A 19308-nucleotide genomic window follows, 5' to 3' on the forward strand; every position below is an offset into this window, starting at 1 on the left:
CTCACCTCCTGGGGAGCAGCAAAGAACGGTGCCATTCGAAGAAAGCTGGAAGTACGGAACGAAGGACGCGGAAAGCTGATATTCCACCGCGCACCGTGCCGATCCGGACGAGTTCATGTTCAGGAGCGTCCACGACCACCCGTACGGCCGCAACGGGGCGCTCACCGGTGCGTACGGCGCTCAGGAGCGTCGCCGCGGATTCCATGTCGACCGCGATTGCGCCGGTCGCGAGCAGCTCCGACCGTTCGTGACCGCGGATGACGTGATCGGAGCCGGTGAGCGGTCCGGTATGGACCGTGCGGCCGGGCACGGCGCGCATGAGCTCCTTGACCAGCAGGTCGGTTCCGACGCACGGGACGTTCCCGCGCGAGTGCCGGGTCTCCTCGGCGACCACCAGGTCGCCGGGGTGCATCCCCGGGGCGAGGCCCGCGCAGAAGCCCGTGGCGAGGACGGCGGCCCCCGCGAGCTCCGGCTGGGCCAGCACCCGGGTGGTGGAAGCCTCGGCGGCCTCCGGTCCCATGCCCGTGCGCAGGACGGTGACCGGCCCGTCGGCCCCGCGGTGGTCGCGGCTGCGCAGCGCGAGGCTCTCGATGCCGAGGGCGCAGGCGATCAGCAGCGGGGCCGGTGCGGGCTGTGTGCTCATCAGCCCCCCTCGGCCTCTGGGAAGGGCTTCTTCGCGAAGGGCTCCCCGTGCACGTACCGGCCAAGAGCGGTGAGCGGGAACACCTGCCGGTAGAGGTGGTAGTTGATGGAGAAGTCCCCCGGGAAGCCGGTCCCGGTGAAGTAGGGCTCGTCCCAGGAACCGTCCTCCAACTGGGTGACGGCGAGCCACTCCACCCCCCGCTCCACGGCCTTGGAGTCGTGCTCCCCGGCCGCCAGCAGGGCCATCAGCGCCCACGCCGTCTGCGAGGCAGTCGAGGCCCCGCGGCCGCTCCACTTCTCCGCGTCGTCGTAGGAGCGCAGATCCTCGCCCCAGCCGCCGTCGTCGTTCTGGACCGACTCCAGCCAGGTGACCGCCCGTCGGATCGCCGGGTGCGAGCCGGGCAGTCCCGCGGCGGCGAGGGCGGGTACGACGGACCCGGTGCCGTAGATGTAGTTGACGCCCCAGCGCCCGAACCACGAGCCGTTCGGCTCCTGTTCGGCGAGCAGCCACTCGATGCCGCGCCGGGTGCGCGGATCGTGCGAGAGCCCCTCGACGGCCAGCATCTCCACCACGTGCGCCGTCACGTCGGCCGACGGCGGGTCGATGACCTCCCCGAAGTCGCAGAACGGCAGCCGGTTGGGGAACGGGCTGGTGTTGTCGACGTCGAAGGCGCCCCAGCCCCCGTTCTTCGACTGCATCCCGAGGTTCCAGCGCACCCCCCGCCCGATCGCCTTCTCCACCCGCTCCGGGTCGTGATGCCGGACCCGGCGCAGCGCGAGGACCACCTCGGCGGTGTCGTCGATGTCCGGGTAGTTGTCGTTGTGGAACTCGAACGCCCAGCCACCAGGCGGCAGTTGAGGTCGCTTCACGGCCCAGTCGCCGGGTCTGACGATCTCCTCCCCGAGCATCCACTCCGCCGCTCGGACGAGTTGCGGATGGTCGGCCGGCACGCCCGCGTCGACCAGCGCGATGGTGGCGAGACAGGTGTCCCACACCGGCGACTGGCAGGCCTCGATCATCCGGGCCCCGTCCTCGCGCCAGACGGCGAACCGGTCCAGGGACGCCAACCCCTCACGAATCACGGGGTGTTCGAGGTCGTAGCCGAGCAGGGACAGCGCGATCACCGAGTACACGGCCGGCGGCTGGATGCCGCCCCAGGCACCGTCGTTCTCCTGCCGCTCGACGATCCAGCGGGCGGCGGAGTTCATCGCCGCCCTGCGCAGCCGGCGCGGCGCGACCTTGCGCAGCCGGTGCAGCGCCTTGTCGAGCCGCTGGAAGGCACCGTCCCAACTCGCCGCCGGAGCAAGCGGCTTGGGCGGATTCGGCCGGGTGGGGTCGGTGTGCAGCTCGTCGAGCGCGAACGGCGCGGGCCGCACCGGCCGCTTCGCGGAGACGACGGTGAGCGGGACGATGGTCTGCCGCGCCCAGCACCCGAAGTCGTAGATGTTGAGCGGGACCCACTTGGGGAAGAAGATGAGCTCCGGCGGGAGTTCGGGCAGGTCCTCCCACTTCCACCAGCCGAACAGGGCGAGCCAGATCCGGGTGAAGACCCGGGCCGAGGCCACGCCACCGCGCTCGCGGATCCACGCCGAGGCCTTCGCCATGTGCGGGGCGTCCGGCGCGTCACCGGCCAGCCGCAGGGCGACGTACGCCTCGATGGTGGTGGAGAGTTCGCCCGGACCGCCGTAGTACGAGGCCCAGGTGCCGTCCTCGCGCTGCTCGCCGCGGATGAACAGCCCGGCGGCGCGCGTGGTCTCCTCGTCGCGGATCCCCAGGAACTGACGCAGGAGCAGATCCTCGGCGTCCATGGTGACGTTCGTCTCCAGGTCGCCCTTCCACCAACCCTGGGGGTCCTGCCGCGACAGCAGGTAGTCGGTGGCGCGTTGTACGGCCCGTACGGCGGCGTCCGGTCCCCCCGCCGCCACGGGGGTCGTGCTGTCGGTTTCGCGGGCCGAGGCAGCGCGGGGCGGCAAAGCCCCGGTGCTTCCGTCGGTCGTCGCTGTCATGGCTTCCCCTTCGTGCAGTCGTTCAAATCGTGCTGCTGTGGGTCCGCCGTCGGCCGGTGCGCGGGTGGTGCCCAGGGCACCGGTCGGCGACTACGCGAGGGTTATTCGACCGATAGTGATCATCTCTTTCGTACGACGACGAAGTCGGCGAGCGCCGCGAACTGTGCCCGCACCCGGTCGGGCATGTCGATGGCGTCGAGGGCCTCGATGGCGGTGGTGTGCTGACGGCGTGCTTCCTCGGCCGTCCATTCGCGGCCGCCCGCGTCCTCGATGAGGGCGGCGCGGGCCGCGAACTCCTCCTCGGAGAAGTTCTCGAAGTCGCTGCTCTTGGCGTCCGCGGCGAGGATCTCGCCGAGCCGCTCGGAGGCGGGACCGCCCGCCGCGAGCGCGGCCACCACCGGCAGGGACTTCTTGCGCTGGCGCAGGTCGCTCCAGGCCTGCTTGCCGGTCGAGACCGGGTCGCCCCAGATGCCGAGGAGGTCGTCGACGGCCTGGAAGGCCAGGCCGAGGTGGTGGCCGTACTTCTCGAGGGTGTCGGCGGTCCAGTCGTCAGCGCCGCCGAGCACCGCGCCGACCGAGCAGGCGCAGGCGAGCAGGGCGCCGGTCTTGTTGCCCTCCATCTCCAGGCACTCCTCGACGCTGACGCGGTCGCGGTGCTCGTAGGAGATGTCCTGGGCCTGTCCGTCGATGAGGGCGCGGGTGGCGGAGGTCAGGCGGCGGGCGGCGCGGCCGGCCTCGGCGGTGCCGAGCTCCAGCAGCACCTCGTTGGCGAGGGCGAACAGGGCGTCGCCGACCAGGATCGCCTGGGCGGGCCCGTGCACCTTCCAGACGGTGTCACGGTGACGGCGCTGTTCGTCGCCGTCCATCAGGTCGTCGTGCAGCAGCGAGAAGTTGTGGACCAGCTCGACGGCGACCGCGCCGGGAATGCCGATCTCGGGCGCGGCGCCGGTGACCTCGGCCGACAGCACCGCGAGGGCGGGACGTACGGCCTTGCCGCCGTCGCCGTGCGCGGGGTTGCCGTCGGCGTCGATCCAGCCGAAGTGGTAGGCGGAAACGGTGTCCATGGGAGGGGCCAGGCGGTCGATGGCCGCCCGCAGTACCGGTGTGGCCAGGGTCCGGCCGCGCTCCAGGAGCGCGGTCACGTCCACCGCGTCGGCAGCCGTCGAGGCCGGGGGCACAGTGGGCACAGTCTCTCCTCTTGTTGCGGTACCGGAGGTGCGGGGGTCGCCTGCCGCCTGCTGATCGAGCATCACGCCGCCTCCTCGACTTCGAAGAGGTGACGGGGGCGGGGCCGGCCCAGGGCGGCGAGAGCGGCGTCCGCCGCGCTCACCCCACTGCGGACCGCACTCTCCATGGTCGCGGGCCACCCTGTGGCGGTCCACGCACCGGCCAGGTACAGGCCGGGGGCTTTGGTGCGGGCGCCGGGCCGCAGCCGCCCGACGCCGGGGGTCGGAGCGAACGTCGCCGTGCGCTCCCTGGTCACGAAGAAGTCCTTCACCTCGGCGCCGCGGGTGCCGGGCAACAGCCGCTCCAGCTCCGGGAGGTAACGCTCCTTCAGCTCGGCCACGGGCGTGTCGATCTCGTCCTGGGCGGCCGACTGGGACAGCGCGAGGTACTGCCCCTCGCGCAGCCCGGAGGCGTCGGTGCGGTCGAAGACCCACTGCACCGGGGTGCCGAGCGCGGCGAAGAAGGGCTTGTCGAGCACCTTGCGGTCGTAGACGACGTGCACGTTGAGGATCGGCGCGGTGGCGATGTCGAGGAGCCGTTCGGGGGCGTCGAGTGCGCCCGGCGGCAGCAGATCGTGAGCCTCGCGCTGGGCCACGGCGAGGACGACCGTGTCCGCCTCGATGGTCTCGCCGGGAACCTGAACGCTCCAGCGTCCGTTCTCGTCAGTAGAGATGGAGGTGACTCGTGTACGGATCTCGGTACGCACTCCCGCGGAGTCGAGCGCCTTGCGGGCGAGCCGGTCATGCAGTTCACCCAGCGGGACGTGCGCCCATCCGATGTCGGCCGCGCCCGGTTCGGACAGCAGACCGGTCTTGAACACCATCGCGGCGAGCCCCAGCGAGGCGTCGCCCGCGACCGCGTTGAGAGTGGCGACCCCGACCAGGTCCCACAGGGCCTCGACGGCACGCGCCGACTGACCGTGCGCGGTCAGCCAGCTGCCGAAGTCCTGTGCGTCCAGGCTCGGATCGGCGAGGTCGAGGCCCTTGAGCGCGAGCGCGGCACGTCCGACCCTGGCACGCTCGGCGAGCGAGAGGTGCGGATACGTGGCGAGGCTGCGCCCCAGGTGCAGCGGTACCGGCAGCGCGTCGCGGCGCAGCCGTCCCAGCCGCCGTCCCTCGGGCTTGTCGACGTCGAGGACGGGCACGTCGAGACGATCCTGCAGCGGTGCCAGCGCCGTGCCCTCGATCCGGTCGAGGAACCAGCGGTAGGCGGTGCAGCAGCGCAGGTACACGTGCTGGCCGTTGTCAACGGTCAGTTCGCCGCGCTGGAAGGAGAAGGCAAGGCCACCCAGTCTCGGCCTGCCCTCGATCAGGGTGACGCGCACGCCCGCGTCGGCCAGTGCGAGCGCCGCGGTGATGCCGGCGAGCCCGCCGCCGACCACGACGGCGTCCCGCCCGGCCCGTGCCGGGACGTCCGCGGGCAGCCCCTCGGACTGCGTCCCGTCGTTCATCGTGCGCCCTCCCCCGAGCGGCCACCGCGGTCGAACCCCGCGCGGCAGGCCGTTGCAGTCATGGACGCCGTCCGCGACCGGAGGGTTGCGTGCCGTTTTTCTCCGGTGGAATCACCTTGGACCGAATTGTCCATCAGGCGCGCCTCCTGATGGTCCTCCGCGTCACACCGCGGGCGTCCAGGCCGGACAGTCCGCGCACGGCTACGTACGCCTTCTCCCGCCCGGGCAGCGAGACCCGGCCGCGCAGCACGGCCTCCGGTTCGCGCTCGATCCGGTCGAGCAGCCGGCGGTAGATCCCGGCCATGGCGGCCACGCAGGCGCCGCTGCGCCGGTCGAGCATGGGGAGCAGCCGGTACCCCTCGGCGAAAAGGGTGCGGGCCCGTCGCACTTCGAAGTGGACGAGACCCGCGAAGTCGGAGCCCTCCGGCGGGGTCGGCCCGTCGAACCCGGCCGAGCACCCGAACTTGGCGAGATCGTCGGCGGGCAGATAGGTCCGCCCGTTCTCGGCGTCCTCGCGGACGTCCCTGAGGATGTTGGTGAGCTGGAGCGCCAGCCCGAGCGTGTCGGCGTACTCCGACGCGCGCTCGACGCCGGGCGCCCCGGGCTCGGGGCCGAACACGCCGAGCGAGAGCCGCCCGATCGCGCCCGCCACGCAGCGGCAGTAGACCTTCAGGTCGTCCCAGGTCTCGTAGGTCTCGCCCTGTACGTCCATCAGGACGCCGTCGATCAGCTCGTCCAGGCCGTCGAGCGGGATCGGGAAGGCCTGGGCGGCGTGGGTGAGGGCGACCGCGACCGGGTCGGTGTCGTCCTCGTCGACCGCTCCCTCGCGGACCCGGGTCAGCAGCGCCCGGGTCTCCTCGAGTCTCGCGCCCTTCGCCTCGACCGCCAGCGTGCCGTCCCCGATGTCGTCGACCCGCCGGGAGAACGCGTAGAGCGCCGACATGGCGCGCCGCTTCGGCGTGGGCAGCAGGCGGATCCCGTAGGCAAAGTTACGGGCCTGCTGTCCGGTGACGGCCTCGCAGTAGCTGTAGGCGGCGAGTACCGGCGGGGACACCTGTGGTGCGTCCACGGTCCGGATCACCCCTCTCCTCGCAGAGTCACGCCCACCTCGCGCAGCAGCTGGATCTTGCCGGGCTTGGGCGGGCCGGGAAGTACGTCGTATTCAGCGGCGGCGATCGCCTTGATCGCCGCCCTCCCCCCCGCCACGAACCCCGCGAGCAGCAGCTTCAACCTGCCGTGGACGCTACCCACCAGGGGGGCGCCTTCATTCAGGAGATCGCGTGCGCGTTCCGCTTCGTATGCAACCAGGGCGCGCACCGACGCGCCCGCGCTGGCCGTGGCGAGATCCGCTTCCTGGACATGGAACCGCTTCATGTCCTCGGCGGGCAGGTAGATGCGGTCGTTGCCGAGATCCTCGGCCACGTCCTGCAGGTGTTCGACGATCTGAAGTGCGGTACAGATCGCGTCCGAGAGGCGGATCCGCTCGGGGGTCGAGGTGCCGGTGACCGAGAGGACGAGGCGGCCGACGGGGTTGGCCGAGAGCTCGCAGTAGGCGAGCAGGTCGTCGTAGGTCTCGTAGCGGCTGACGAGCTGGTCCTGGCGGTTGGCGGCGATCAGGCCCAGGAAGGGCTCGGGGGTCAGGGCGCAGCGGCGGACGGTCGGCTGGAGGCGGCGCAGCAGGGGGTGGCGCGGGGTCGAGTCGAAGACGCGGTGGAGGTCGTCCTCGAAGGCGTCCAGGAGCAGCAGGCGGTCCTCGGCCGCCGCGCCCTCCACGCCGAGCAGCCGGGCGTCGGCGCCGCCGGGGGCCAGGTCGCCGTCGCCGATGTCGTCGACGAGGCGGGCGAAGCCGTAGACCGCCATCAGGTCGGTGCGCCAGGCCTTGGGCAGGAAGAAGGGTGCCACGGGGAAGTTCTCGTCCGCGGCCTTGTCGAGCGTGCCGCGCTCCGGATCGTCGGAGGCCGGCGTGCCGGTTCCCGTCACCGCTCACTTCCCGGCGCGGGGACGGCACAGGCAGCTCCGTTGAGCTGGGGAGTTTCCGTAGCCATTGCCGTCACATCTCCCGTTCTACACTGCCGACCCAATACACACTATTTCGGACACGCCGCCCGGCCGTCCGCACAGTCGTCCCGTACGAGGGTGTCGCGCATTATCGCCCCACTTGCCGCGTTTCGGGACCGGTCCAGCTTACGTTGTACAACGCAGCGAGGTTCTCTGGGGTGTCCTGCACATCACAACAACACACCGATTGGCGCCAAGATTCCTAAGGCGACCACGAGTTGACGTTTCCTTTGCAGACGCGGGGCCCCGCCGGAGAGGTTCCGGCGGGGCCCGTGGAAGCGTGGTGGGCCTGACTGCCCATGTCGGGGTGGACTACTTGCCCGTGAACTTCTCGTACTCCTGGAGGACCTCTTCGGTGGGTCCGTCCATCCGCAGCTCACCGCGTTCCAACCACAGGACGCGGTCGCAGGTGTCCCGGATCGACTTGTTGTTGTGACTGACCAGAAACACCGTGCCGGCTTCCTTGCGCAGCTCGCGGATGCGCTGCTCGGAACGTTTGCGGAAGGCGGCGTCGCCGGTGGCGAGGGCCTCGTCGATCATGAGGACGTCGTGGTCCTTGGCGGCGGCGATGGAGAACCGCAGCCGGGCCGCCATGCCGGAGGAGTAGGTGCGCATCGGCAGGGTGATGAAGTCGCCCTTGTCGTTGATCCCGGAGAAGTCGACGATCTCCTGGTAGCGCTCCCTGATCTGTTCGCGGGACATGCCCATGGCGAGCCCGCCCAGGATGACGTTCCGCTCGCCGGTCAGGTCGTTCATGAGGGCCGCGTTCACACCGAGCAGGGAGGGCTGGCCACCGGTGTAGACCCGGCCGCTCTCGGCGGGCAGCAGCCCGGCGATGGCGCGCAACAGGGTCGACTTGCCGGAGCCGTTGGAGCCGATCAGGCCGATGGCCTCGCCGCGGTAGGCGACGAACGACACGCCCCGCACGGCGTGCACCTTGCGCACGCCCCGCTCCTCGCCGCGCTTGATGATCCGGCTGAGCGCCGAAGTGGCGCTGCCCTTGCCGGTCTTGGCGCCGTTGACCCGGTAGACGATGTGCAGTTCCTCGGCGACGACGGTGGGGATGCGGTCCGCACCCTGCTCGACCACCCGCTCGACGGGATTGTGCTCAGCCACGGCCGTACCTTTCCTCCGCCTTCCAGAAGTAGACGAACCCGCCGACGGCCAGGCACACCGCCCACAGGACGGCGACCGCCCAGACGTGGTCGGGCAGGTTCTCGGCGCCGTAGCCGTCGATGAGCGCGAAGCGCATCAGGTCCATGTAGATCGCCGCCGGGTTCCACTGCAGGACGTTCGCCAGCCACTGCGGCTTGTCGGCCAGGAAGATCGGGATGGAGAACATCACGCCGGACGCGTACATCCAGGTGCGCAGCACGAACGGCATCAGCTGCGCGAGGTCCGGGGTCGCGGAGCCGGCCCGGGCGAAGACCAGGGCGAGCCCGGTGTTGAAGAGGAACTGCAGGGCGAGCGCCGGAACGATCAGCAGCCAGGACAGGTCCGGGTAGCTGCCGAAGGCGCCGGCCACCACGAACAGCACGATCAACGAGTAGAGCAGCTGCTGGAGTTGCTGGAGCGCGAAGGAGATCGGCAGCGAGGCGCGCGGGAAGTGCAGGGCACGGACCAGGCCGAGGTTGCCGGAGATCGCGCGCACGCCCACCATCACCGAGCTCTGCGTGAAGGTGAACACGAAGACGCCGGTGACCAGGAACGGGATGTAGACGTCGTGCGACAGACCGCGGTTCGCCTTCAGGATCATGCCGAAGATGAAGAAGTAGACCGCCGCGTTCAGCAGCGGGGTCACCACCTGCCAGAGCTGGCCGAGCTTCGCCTGGCTGTACTGGGCGGTCAGCTTCGCCCGCGAGAAGGCGAGGATGAAGTGCCGCCGGTCCCAGAGCTGACGGAAGTACTCGACGAGGGAGGGCCGGGCCCCGCTCACGGTCAGCCCGTACTTGGAGGCGAGCTGGGCCGCCGTGAGGCCCTCGGCGGGCAGCGCGGCCGCACTCGGTGCGACCGTGCCGTCATGCGTTGTCTCACTCACCAGTGGAAAACCTTCGTCTTCGGGATGCGCACCCGTGCGGGCCGGCACGGGGACCGGAGCCGGTCGGATCCGCCGGCTCACAGGAACGAGCTTGTCAGATCACCGGGGGACGGCCCAGTCGGGTCAGCCGCCACACCGTACGCCACTTCATGGGCCTGCGCGGTCCGCAGGGCGTGCTCCAGCCCTCCCGGAAACCGCCGAACCACGCCCGCAGGGCGGACCGCGAGGGGCGGCGGACGAGGGTGAGCAGCAGCCAGCTGCCGAGGTAGACCGGGACCAGGGGCGCGGGGAGGTTGCGGCGGGCGAGCCAGACGCGGTTGCGGGCGACCATGCGGTGGTAGACCGCGTGCCGCGAGGGGGCGGTCGTGGGGTGGTGGAGCACCATGTCGGACCGGTAGTCGATCATCCAGCCGGCGTCCAGGGCGCGCCAGGCCAGGTCGGTCTCCTCATGGGCGTAGAAGAAGGCGTCCGGGAGGCCGCCGACCTCGGCGAAGACCTTGGTGCGGACGGCGTTGGCGCCGCCGAGGAAGGTGGTGACCCGGGAGGAGCGCATCGGGTCGGCGGCGCGCAGCCGCGGGACGTGCCGGCGCTGGGTTATCCCGGTCTCGGGATCGGCGATGCGGAAGCTGATGATGCCGAGGCGGGGGTCGTCCTCGAAGGCTTGGCGGCAGAGCTCGGCGGTGTCGTGCTGAGCGAGCAGGCCGTCGTCGTCGAGGAACATCAATATGTCGACATCGCGACCGCTGGGGCCGAAGGCCTCGATGCCTACGTTGCGGCCGCCGGGGATGCCGAGGTTCTCGGGCAGCTCGATCGTGCGGACGCCCTCGGGGACGTCCGGGACGGGCGATCCGTTGCCGACCACGACGACCTCGACCGGGTCGCCGTCCTGCTTGCCGACCGAGTCGAGCAGGGCCCGCAGCTCGTCGGGGCGGTTGCCCATGGTGATGATCACCGCGCCGACCCGCATGGCGCTCACTTCAGCCTGCTGGAGGCGAGGATGGACACGAGGTGCAGCAAGGTCTGCAGCAGCGCGATGCCGGCGAGTACGGCGACACCGAGCCGCGAGAAGAACAGGTCGCCGCGGGCCTCGTCGGCGATGGCCAGGACCAGGATCAGCAGGGACGCCTCGATGCCGAGCACCAGCCGGTGGAACTTGAGCGCGGCGGCGGCCCGGCGGGCCAGCGCCATGCCGGAGGAGCGCATCTCGGACGCGGCCTCCTGGACCGGCGCCTGGCCCGTCTGGTGGCGGGCGACGCCGACCAGGTCGGTCTCGGCCTTGATCAGGATCGCGCCGAGCGCGGCGAGAGTGCCGAGGAAGGCCCACAGCCAGTCGATACGGCCGCTGCCCCACAGGTCGGCGGCGCGCAGCCCGAAGCCGACGAGCACTGCCGCGTCGGTCAGATAGGCGCCGACCCGGTCGAGGTAGACCCCGCCCAGCGAGTACTGCTTCTTCCAGCGGGCGACCTCGCCGTCCACGCAGTCGAGCAGCAGGTACAACTGGACCGCGAGCACGCCGAGCACCGCGCCCGGGATGCCCGGCACCAGCAGCGCCGGCGCCGCGAGCACGCCGCAGACGGTCATCAGGTACGTGAGCTGGTTGGGCGTGACCCTGGTGTTCACCAGGTAGCGGTCGACGCGCAGGGACACCTCTCGCATGTAGAGGCGCCCCATCCAGTGCTCACCGCTGCGCCGGTCCTTGACCCCCGGCGGGTGGACGACCGGGCGGAGTTCAGCTACCGATGGCCTTGACATAGTCGGCGTAGATGTCCTTGATCTGGTCGGTCTTGAGGTCGAGGTGTTCGAGGATGGTGTAACGGCCGGGCCTGGTCTCGGGGGCGAACTCCACGACCCGGACGAACTCCTCCGTCGTGAAGCCGATCTCCTCCGGGAGCACCGGCAGTCCGTGCCGGCGCAGCACCTGGGCCATGTAGGCGGCCTCCTCGTGGGCTCCGCGCAGGTACATCGCGAAGGCCGCGCCCAGGCCGCACTGCTCGCCGTGGCTGGCTGCGCGCTTGGGGAAGAGCAGGTCGAAGGCGTGGTTGATCTCGTGGCAGGAGCCCGAGGCGGGCCGGGAGTCGCCCGAGATCGACATGGCGACTCCGGTGAGGACCAGTGCCTCGGCGAGGACCTGGAGGAAGTCGTTGTCGCCGATGCCGCCGGGGTGACGCAGCACCGCCTCGCCGGCCTGGCGGGCCATGGCGGCGGCGAGTCCGTCGACCTTCTCGCCGTTGACCCGGTGGGACAGCTCCCAGTCCGCGATCGAGTTGATGTTGGAGATCGCGTCGCCGATGCCTGCCCGTACGAAGCGGGCGGGGGCCTCGCGGATCACGTCCAGGTCGATGACCACGCCGATCGGGTTCGGCACACCGTAGGAGCCACGCCCGGCGTCGTTGTCGAGGGTGGCGACCGGCGAACAGAGGCCGTCGTGCGCGAGATTGGTCGGCACCGCGACCAGGGGCAGGCCCACGCGCGCGGCGGCGAACTTGGCGCAGTCGATGATCTTCCCGCCGCCCAGGCCCACGACCGCGTCGTAGTGGCCGGCCTTGATCTCGCCGGCCAGCCGCACCGCGTCGTCGAGGGTGCCGCCGCCGACCTCGTACCAGGTGGCACCGGGCAGCGTCGGCTCCAGGCGCGCCCGCAGCCGGGCACCCGAGCCGCCGCTGACGGCGACGGCGAGCCGGCCCGACTGCGAGATGCGCTCGTCGGCCAGCACTCCCGCCAGGTCCTCGAGAGCACCCGGGCGGATGTCGACGACCAGCGGCGAGGGAATGAGCCGGGTCAGTACTGGCACGCGATCTCCCGTCCGCGGGCGAGGTCGGCGTGGTTGTCGATCTCCACCCACTGCACGTCACCGATGGGCGCGGTGTCGATCCGGAAGCCGCGGTTCACCAGCTCCTGGTAGCCGTGCTCGTAGAACTGCTGCGGGTCCGTCTCCCAGACCGTCTTGAGCGCGTCGGCCAGTTCGGGGGCCGCGTCGCCCTCGATGAGCGTGACGCCGATGTACTCGCCGGTGGCTTCGGCGGGGTCCATCAGCTTGGTGATCCTCGTCATCCCCTGCTCGGGGTCGACGACGACCTTCATCTCCTCGTCGGCCAGGTCCTTCACCGTGTCCAGGGCCAGGATGATCCGCTTTCCGTCGCCCCGCGCGGCGAGCAGCGCACGCTCGACGGAGACCGGGTGGACGGTGTCGCCGTTGGCGAGGATCACGCCGTCCTTGAGAGCGTCACGGCCGCACCACAGGGAGTAGGCGTTGTTCCACTCCTCGGCCTTGTCGTTGTCGATGAGGGTGAGCTTGACGCCGTACTTCCGCTCCAGCTCCGCCCTGCGCTCGTACACGGCCTCCTTGCGGTAGCCGACGATGACGGCGACCTCGGTCAGGCCGATCTCGGCGAAGTTGCCGAGGGTGAGGTCGAGCACGGTGATCGAGTCCTCGGCACCCGCGGGCCCCACCGGCACCAGTGCCTTGGGCAGGGTGTCGGTGTAGGGGCGCAGACGCCGACCGGCGCCGGCCGCCAGCACGAGGCCGATCATGCGAGTTCTCCTTCATCGTGTACTGCGGAGGCGCCTCTCAGATGGGAAGCCACCCAGAAGCGGATGCTCTCGGCGAGCACCACCAGGGCCACGGCCACGGCCAGGGCCGTGAGCGCGAGCGTGAACTGCGAGGCCGTGAGCAGCGCGGCCAGGACGGTGACGAGCAGCGTCCGTCCTTCGTGTCCCCCGATGACGCGCACCAACCACGTGGGGGGCGCTCCGGCATCGCCACGGATGCGGTACACCGTGTCGTAGTGATGGTAGGCGACGGCGGACACCAGTCCGAAAGCCGCGGGAAGCGCTCCGTTCACGTCCGCTTTCGCCGCCAGGATCAGGACGGTGCCGTACTCGGCCGCCCGGAAGAAGGGGGGGACGAGCCAGTCCAGAGCGCCTTTGAGGGGGCGCGAGAGAGCGACCCCGGAGAGCAGGACGTAGCCGACGGCGCCCAGCACGGTCGGCCAGCCGGCGCCCCAGACTGCGGCGGAGATCACCACGAGGAGCCCGCCGGCCGCGGCGCTCACCGGCGCCGGGAAGCGGGGGGCCACCCGCGCGACCAGTCCCGCCAGCGGCCCGTTGTCCGCGAGGTCCGCCAGCGCCTGTGCCGCGCGGTCCGTGCGCCGTGCCTTGCGGGTCAGCGAGCGCAGTACGCGCCCGGCGGTCGTGTAGGTCGCCGCGAAGGCGCAGCCGATGAGAAGGACGTAGAAGGTGATGCGCGGGGTCGTGACGGCGGTGAGGACCGCGATCATCGCCCAGCGTTCGCCGATCGGCAGCACGATCATCCGGCGCAGCCACACCGTCCAGCCGACGCTGTCGAGCTTGTCGGAGAGGGCTGCGGTGGGGCTGGTGTTGGCGGTCGCGTCGTGGTTGGCCTCGTTGAAGGAGAAGTCGACGACGTGCCGGCAGGTCTGCAGGACCATCGCGCCGAGGGCGAGGGCCCATACGTCGTCACCGCCGCGGGCGGCTCCGAGGGCGAGGCCGGCGTAGTAGGCGTACTCCTTGGCCCGGTCGAAGGTGGCGTCGAGCCAGGCGCCGAGCGTGGAGTACTGCAGGGAGTAGCGGGCGAGCTGACCGTCGGTGCAGTCCAGGACGAAGGACGCGATCAGCAGCACGCCGGCCGCGACGAAGCCGCCGCGGGTGCCGGTGGCCGCGCAGCCCGCCGCGATGAGCGCGGTGAGCAGGGAGGCGGTGGTGACCTGGTTCGGGGTCAGGCCGCGGCGGGCGCACCAGCGGGCGATGTAACGGGAGTACGGGCTGATGAAGTACGTGGTGAAGAAGCCGTCGCGGGCCTTCACCGCCGACTTCAGGCGTACGGCCTCGTCGTCCACGTCGGCGACGGCCTGCCGTGCCTCGTTGCGGGCCTGCGGGTCGGCCGGGACGGCGGCGACCAGGCTGCCGAGCTCGGGGCTGCGGACGTCGGCGCCGTCGTCGGAAAGGGCGGTGACTATGCGGTCGGGGAGGCTGTCGACGGCCAGGGCCGTGCCGCCGCCCGCCGAGGTCTCGCGGGCCAGCGCGCGAGTGAGGGTCGACCGGCCCTCGGGCTGTGCGGTGACGGCACCGGCGATCGCGGCGAGCGGGAAGCGGGGGTCGGTGAGACCGAGGCGCAGCGCGTGCACGTGGCCGACGAACCGGGCGTCGACCAGGGCGACCCGTCCGTCGGAGGGCACCTGCGCGACGAGCCGCTCGGCGTCGACGGCGTCGGCGGCCACCAGCACGTCGAAGCCGAGGGACCGCAGATCACCCTCGATCGACGATCCGGGGACCGGCTGACCGGTGAGGATGGCGGTCGACAACCGAACTCACTCCCTGGGTGCCGACGCCCTGGCGCCGGTCATGTACACGATGGGGGCGCCCCTTGGTTGCACCAGGCGGGCGGCATGTCGGCAGAGGCTATCGGATGTTCGAAGGCCTGCGTTCACCGCCCGTTCATGGGCTGATCAACGCCGGATCCACTGGCCTTTGCCGCGATCATCATCGGTGATTTTGGGCTCCGCCCACAAACCGTGCCCGCTATCACCCCCTTCGGCCCGGGCATCCAGGACATCGAGGGCGCCCGGCGGTGCCGACATAGGGTGGGCGACCATGACATGGCTGATCACAGGCGGAGCGGGATACATCGGAGCCCATGTGGCGAGGGTCATGGCCGGGGCCGGGGAACGCGTCGTCGCGCTGGACGACCTCTCGGCGGGGGTGGCGGGCCGGCTGCCGGCGGACGTCCCGCTGATCGGGGGCTCGACGCTGGACGCCGGACTGCTCAAGCGGGTCTTCGCCGAGCACGAGGTGACCGGTGTGGTGCACCTGGCCGCCCGCAAGCAGGTCGCCGAGTCCGTGGCGCAGCCGACCCGCTACTACCGGGAGAACGTCGGCGGCCTCGCCACGCTCCTGGAGGCGGTCGCGGAGGCCGGGATCGGACGGTTCGTCTTCTCCTCGTCCGCGGCCGTGTACGGCAACCCCGATGTGGACCTCATCACGGAGGACACCCCGTGCGGGCCGGTGAACCCGTACGGCGAGACCAAGCTGGCCGGGGAGTGGCTGGTCCGCGCGGCGGGCCGGGCGCACGGCATCTCGACCGTGTGCCTGCGCTACTTCAACGTGGCGGGCGCCGCCGCGCCGGAGCTGGCCGACACCGGCGTCTTCAACATCGTGCCGATGGTCTTCGACCGGATCACCCGTGACGAGGCCCCGCGGATCTTCGGCGCCGACTACCCGACACCGGACGGCACGTGCGTGCGCGACTACATCCACGTCGCCGACCTGGCCGAGGCGCATCTGGCGGCGGCCCGGCGGCTCGGTGAGGCCACCGGTACCGCCGCCGGCGACCTCACGGTGAACATCGGTCGCGGCGAGGGCGTCTCGGTACGGGAGCTGGTCACGCTCATCGGTGAGGTCACCGGCGACACCCGGCCGGCGCTCGTCGAGGGGCGCCGCCCCGGGGACGCGCCGCGTGCCGTCGCCTCGGCCGCGCTCGCCGGGCGGGAACTGGGGTGGACGGCCGGGCGCGGGGTACGCGAAATGGTCGAGTCGGCGTGGCGGGGCTGGCTGCTGCACCACGGCGGCCACGGCACGACCGGCGAGCCGGAGGGCACCCGGCCGAATAACTGAGGGTCTCCTGACCTGCGTATCGTTTCCGCAGGTCACGGCACATGACAACGGTGTTCAGTGCCGCGTTGCCCGATACCCCCCACCCGTAGTTCACTGGGTTCCCGGGCGGAACACAGGAAGGGCTGTCATGGGGGCAGGACACGACCACGGACACGCGCATTCGCATGCGCCGACCACGGGTACGGCCACCTCGGCGTACCGCGGTCGGCTGCGTGTCGCGCTCTCGATCACGCTCGGCGTGATGGTGATCGAGGTGGTCGGCGGAGTGCTGGCGGACTCGCTGGCGCTGATCGCGGACTCCGCCCACATGGCGACCGACGCCCTTGGCCTGGGCATGGCACTGCTCGCCATCCACTTCGCGGGCCGTCCGGCGACCGGGAACCGCACCTTCGGGCTCGCCCGCGCCGAGATCCTCGCCGCGCTCGCCAACTGCCTGCTGCTGCTCGGGGTCGGCGGATACGTCCTGTACGAGGCGGTCCAGCGGTTCGTCACGCCGGCCGCCACGGAGGGCGGGCTGACCATCGTGTTCGGCGCGATCGGTCTGGTCGCCAACATGGTGTCGCTGACGCTGCTGGTGCGTGGTCAGAAGGAGAGCCTGAACGTGCGCGGGGCGTTCCTGGAGGTCGCCGCGGACGCCCTCGGTTCGCTCGCGGTGATCATCTCGGCGCTGGTGATCCTGGGCACCGGCTGGCAGGCCGCCGACCCGATCGCCTCGCTCGTGATCGGCCTGATGATCGTGCCGCGCACCCTGAAGCTGCTGCGCGAGACGCTGGACGTGCTGCTGGAGACGGCACCCAAGGGCGTCGACATGGCGGACGTGCGGTCCCACATGCTGGCCCTGGACGGGGTGGAGGACGTCCACGACCTGCACGCCTGGACGATCACGTCCGGCATGCCGGTGCTGTCGGCGCACGTGGTCGTGGGCTCCGACGCGCTCAGCGCGATCGGCCACGAGAAGATGCTGCACGAGCTCCAGGAGTGCCTCGGCGACCACTTCGACGTGGAGCACTGCACCTTCCAGCTGGAACCGGGCGGACACGCGGAACACGAGGCGAAGCTCTGCCACTGAGGCACGTGGGGCGCCCCCGGCGCGGAACGCAGCCGTCCGGGGCGCATCGGCGTCCTGCACATCAGTACGCCCGCCCCGCGCGGTTCCCCGCCGACCGCCAGGGGCACGATGACCTACCGGGCCCCTGTTCCGGCGTCCGACCGGTGACGGTCGCTGTCCGTGCCGCGCGCGGGACATGCGGGCGCGCCGCGAAGTGCCGGGAGTGCCGGATTCGTACGGCAGACTTGGGCGGCGAGAACCGATGCGAAGGATGGGTATGCCGATCACACCAGCCACCGCGACGCACAGTCCGTCGAACGGCACCGCAGACGCCATTTTGCTCGAACTGGTCGACGAGGACGGCGTCACGATCGGCACCGCGGAGAAGCTCTCCGCCCATCAGCCCCCGGGGCGGCTGCACCGCGCGTTCTCCGTGTTCCTCTTCGACGAGCGCGGCCGGCTGCTGCTCCAGCAGCGGGCGCTGGGCAAGTACCACTCCCCCGGTGTGTGGTCCAACACCTGCTGCGGCCACCCCTACCCCGGCGAGGCGCCCTTCGCGGCGGCGGCCCGGCGTACGTACGAGGAGCTGGGGGTGTCCCCGACGCTGCTCGCCGAGGCGGGCACGGTCCGCTACAACCACCCGGACCCGGCCTCGGGCCTGGTCGAGCAGGAGTACAACCACCTCTTCGTGGGCCTGGTGCAGTCGAAGCTGCGGCCCGACGAGGAGGAGGTCGGCGACACGGCGTTCGTGACCCCCGCGGAGCTGGCCGAGCGGCATGCCAAGGACCCCTTCTCGTCCTGGTTCATGACGGTCCTCGACGCCGCCCGGCCCGCGGTGCGGGAGCTGACCGGCCCGTCGGCCGGCTGGTGAGGCTCAGAGCACCCGCACGGGTTTGAGCGGCAGCGCGGCCCAGATCACCTTGCCGCCGCTCGACGTGTGCTCGACGTCGCACACCCCGCCCGCCTCCCTGGTGATCTCGCGCACCAGCAGCAGTCCACGGCCGCCGGTCCGGCCGTGGTCGGCCTCCAGGGCGGTCGGGCGGTAGGGGTGGTTGTCCTCGACGGACACCCGCACCCACTCGGCGCCCACCGCGACCTCCACGGCGAGCATCGGCGACAGCAGCGCCGCGTGCCGGACGGCGTTCGTGACCAGCTCCGAGACGATCAGCAGCAGGCCTTGGACGAGGTCGTCGGAGAGGGGCACTCCCTGGCGGTACAGCAGGTCCCGCACGGCGTGTCGCGCCTGCGGGACCGAGGCGTCGACAGCGGGCGCGGTGAACCGCCAGACACCTTCGTACGGCAGTGGATCGGGGGCCCCCCGGTCACGGGGCTCGTCCGTGTCGCCGTCTGGGCGTGGGCCGGACCCGCGCCCGTGGTTCTCCATCGTCCGGTCGCCACCCTTGCGCTCGATTGTCACCACGCATCGAGTGTTGATAACGACCCGCTCCGCTCCGGATGACTGAACAGAAGTCAGCGAGTATCGAGCACTTATGACCGTTGACGGATGACGAGGTCGCCTAGGTGACCACTTCTGTCCGCTCCGCGCCGACTTCGCGACCTATTCGGGGGGTACGGGTTTGGCGTGCGCCCGGCCCGGTCCGTCCCGGGCGTCGTCCTCCCCGGCGAGCCGCTCGGAGACCAGGCCGACGATCCGGCGACCGCCGAAACCGGTCGCGAGCAGTCCGAGTCCGTCGAAGAGCAGCGCGAGCGAGAAGAAACAGCCGATGACGTATTTGCTGCTGCTCGGCCAGTTCCCCAGCACCAGGATGCCCAGCAGGAGGTCGAAGGCGCCCAGCAGCAGGGTCCAGCCGAACTGCGGACCGCGCACCACCAGGCTGCCCACGAGGCGGAAGAGACCGGCGGTGAGGAAGAGCAGCGCGGCGAACATGGTGAGAGCGGCGGCGGCCGCGTCGGGGCGGCGGATGACGACCACGCCCGCGGCGATGTTCAGGGCCGCGACGATGACGCCGAGCCAGAAGAAGTTGGTGCCGCGCGCCTGCACCGCGTGCAGCAGACCCACGGCGCCGCCGATCAGCAGCAGCCAGCCGAAGAGCAGCATCGAGGTCAGGGTGGCGACCCCGGTGTAGACGAGCCCGACGAGTCCGGCGAGCACCAGGATCACGCCGAGCGCGGCGAGCCAGCCGAAACCTCGGTGCAGTTTCGCGGCCTCGTCCTGTCGGGCAGTGGCCATCGCAGTCTCCTCGCGGT

19 protein-coding genes are annotated in these 19308 nt (G+C 71.1%); 3 read left to right on the forward strand and 16 right to left on the reverse strand.

What is annotated here, in order from left to right:
* Nucleotide 1: 1 nt before the first annotated feature.
* The 14 genes from ACIQI8_RS04965 to ACIQI8_RS05030 form a co-directional block, all read right to left on the reverse strand.
* Nucleotides 2–643, reverse strand: coding sequence for a 1-hydroxy-2-methyl-2-butenyl 4-diphosphate reductase (locus tag ACIQI8_RS04965; protein ID WP_402345001.1), 642 nt, complete (start codon nt 641–643; stop codon nt 2–4).
* On the reverse strand, nt 643–2649 hold the full coding sequence (gene shc / locus ACIQI8_RS04970) for a squalene--hopene cyclase (protein ID WP_402345003.1): 2007 nt from the start codon (nt 2647–2649) through the stop codon (nt 643–645). Before shc ends, ACIQI8_RS04965 begins: the two co-directional genes overlap by 1 nt.
* A 119-nt stretch (nt 2650–2768) precedes the next feature.
* Nucleotides 2769–3899: a polyprenyl synthetase family protein gene (locus tag ACIQI8_RS04975; RefSeq protein WP_402345005.1), complete on the reverse strand. Its 1131-nt coding sequence runs from the start codon at nt 3897–3899 to the stop codon at nt 2769–2771.
* The gene (gene hpnE / locus ACIQI8_RS04980) at nt 3899–5326 is read right to left on the reverse strand and encodes a hydroxysqualene dehydroxylase HpnE (protein ID WP_402345008.1); all 1428 of its coding nucleotides are present in this window, start codon (nt 5324–5326) and stop codon (nt 3899–3901) included. The genes ACIQI8_RS04975 and hpnE overlap by 1 nt, the downstream gene beginning before the upstream one ends.
* Nucleotides 5323–5460, reverse strand: a complete 138-nt coding sequence (locus tag ACIQI8_RS04985; RefSeq protein ID WP_402345010.1) for a DUF6380 family protein — start codon at nt 5458–5460, stop codon at nt 5323–5325. Before ACIQI8_RS04985 ends, hpnE begins: the two co-directional genes overlap by 4 nt.
* Nucleotides 5460–6407, reverse strand: coding sequence for a presqualene diphosphate synthase HpnD (hpnD, locus tag ACIQI8_RS04990; protein WP_402345012.1), 948 nt, complete (start codon nt 6405–6407; stop codon nt 5460–5462). The genes ACIQI8_RS04985 and hpnD overlap by 1 nt, the downstream gene beginning before the upstream one ends.
* Nucleotides 6404–7306 (reverse strand): squalene synthase HpnC, encoded by a 903-nt coding sequence (gene hpnC / locus ACIQI8_RS04995; RefSeq protein WP_402345014.1) that lies wholly within the window; start codon nt 7304–7306, stop codon nt 6404–6406. The genes hpnD and hpnC overlap by 4 nt, the downstream gene beginning before the upstream one ends.
* 390 nt (nt 7307–7696) lie before the next feature.
* Complete coding sequence (locus ACIQI8_RS05000; RefSeq protein ID WP_402345016.1) at nt 7697–8500, reverse strand: ABC transporter ATP-binding protein; 804 nt, start codon at nt 8498–8500, stop codon at nt 7697–7699.
* Nucleotides 8493–9422, reverse strand: a complete 930-nt coding sequence (locus ACIQI8_RS05005; RefSeq protein ID WP_402345018.1) for an ABC transporter permease — start codon at nt 9420–9422, stop codon at nt 8493–8495. Before ACIQI8_RS05005 ends, ACIQI8_RS05000 begins: the two co-directional genes overlap by 8 nt.
* 94 nt (nt 9423–9516) lie before the next feature.
* Nucleotides 9517–10389 carry a glycosyltransferase family 2 protein gene (locus tag ACIQI8_RS05010; RefSeq protein ID WP_402346686.1) on the reverse strand — a complete coding sequence of 291 codons (873 nt, stop codon included), beginning with the start codon at nt 10387–10389 and terminating at the stop codon, nt 9517–9519.
* Between the two features lie 5 nt (nt 10390–10394).
* Nucleotides 10395–11174, reverse strand: a complete 780-nt coding sequence (locus tag ACIQI8_RS05015) for a CDP-alcohol phosphatidyltransferase family protein (RefSeq protein WP_402345020.1) — start codon at nt 11172–11174, stop codon at nt 10395–10397.
* On the reverse strand, nt 11152–12213 hold the full coding sequence (locus ACIQI8_RS05020; RefSeq protein ID WP_402345022.1) for an iron-containing alcohol dehydrogenase family protein: 1062 nt from the start codon (nt 12211–12213) through the stop codon (nt 11152–11154). The genes ACIQI8_RS05015 and ACIQI8_RS05020 overlap by 23 nt, the downstream gene beginning before the upstream one ends.
* Nucleotides 12201–12953, reverse strand: coding sequence for a sugar phosphate nucleotidyltransferase (locus ACIQI8_RS05025; protein WP_402345024.1), 753 nt, complete (start codon nt 12951–12953; stop codon nt 12201–12203). The genes ACIQI8_RS05020 and ACIQI8_RS05025 overlap by 13 nt, the downstream gene beginning before the upstream one ends.
* Entirely contained in the window at nt 12950–14743 is a 1794-nt protein-coding gene (locus ACIQI8_RS05030; RefSeq protein WP_402345026.1) for a DUF5941 domain-containing protein, read from the reverse strand. Before ACIQI8_RS05030 ends, ACIQI8_RS05025 begins: the two co-directional genes overlap by 4 nt.
* A gap of 289 nt (nt 14744–15032) precedes the next feature.
* Here ACIQI8_RS05030 and galE point away from each other — a divergent pair, with 289 nt between their 5' ends.
* The 3 genes from galE to idi all read left to right on the forward strand — a co-directional run bounded on the left by galE (nt 15033) and on the right by idi (nt 17971).
* Nucleotides 15033–16052: a UDP-glucose 4-epimerase GalE gene (gene galE, locus ACIQI8_RS05035; protein ID WP_402345028.1), complete on the forward strand. Its 1020-nt coding sequence runs from the start codon at nt 15033–15035 to the stop codon at nt 16050–16052.
* A 127-nt stretch (nt 16053–16179) separates the two neighbouring features.
* Nucleotides 16180–17121, forward strand: a complete 942-nt coding sequence (locus tag ACIQI8_RS05040) for a cation diffusion facilitator family transporter (RefSeq protein ID WP_402345030.1) — start codon at nt 16180–16182, stop codon at nt 17119–17121.
* Between the two features lie 256 nt (nt 17122–17377).
* Nucleotides 17378–17971, forward strand: coding sequence for an isopentenyl-diphosphate Delta-isomerase (gene idi / locus ACIQI8_RS05045; protein WP_402345032.1), 594 nt, complete (start codon nt 17378–17380; stop codon nt 17969–17971).
* A gap of 3 nt (nt 17972–17974) precedes the next feature.
* Here idi and ACIQI8_RS05050 read toward each other — a convergent pair whose 3' ends face one another.
* The gene (locus ACIQI8_RS05050) at nt 17975–18484 is read right to left on the reverse strand and encodes an ATP-binding protein (RefSeq protein ID WP_402346688.1); all 510 of its coding nucleotides are present in this window, start codon (nt 18482–18484) and stop codon (nt 17975–17977) included.
* 174 nt (nt 18485–18658) lie between these two features.
* Nucleotides 18659–19291 carry an HdeD family acid-resistance protein gene (locus ACIQI8_RS05055; protein WP_402345034.1) on the reverse strand — a complete coding sequence of 211 codons (633 nt, stop codon included), beginning with the start codon at nt 19289–19291 and terminating at the stop codon, nt 18659–18661.
* Nucleotides 19292–19308: the final 17 nt, after the last annotated feature.

It is taken from the genome of Streptomyces sp. NPDC092369 (assembly GCF_044755245.1).
Classification (GTDB): Bacteria; Actinomycetota; Actinomycetes; order Streptomycetales; family Streptomycetaceae; genus Streptomyces.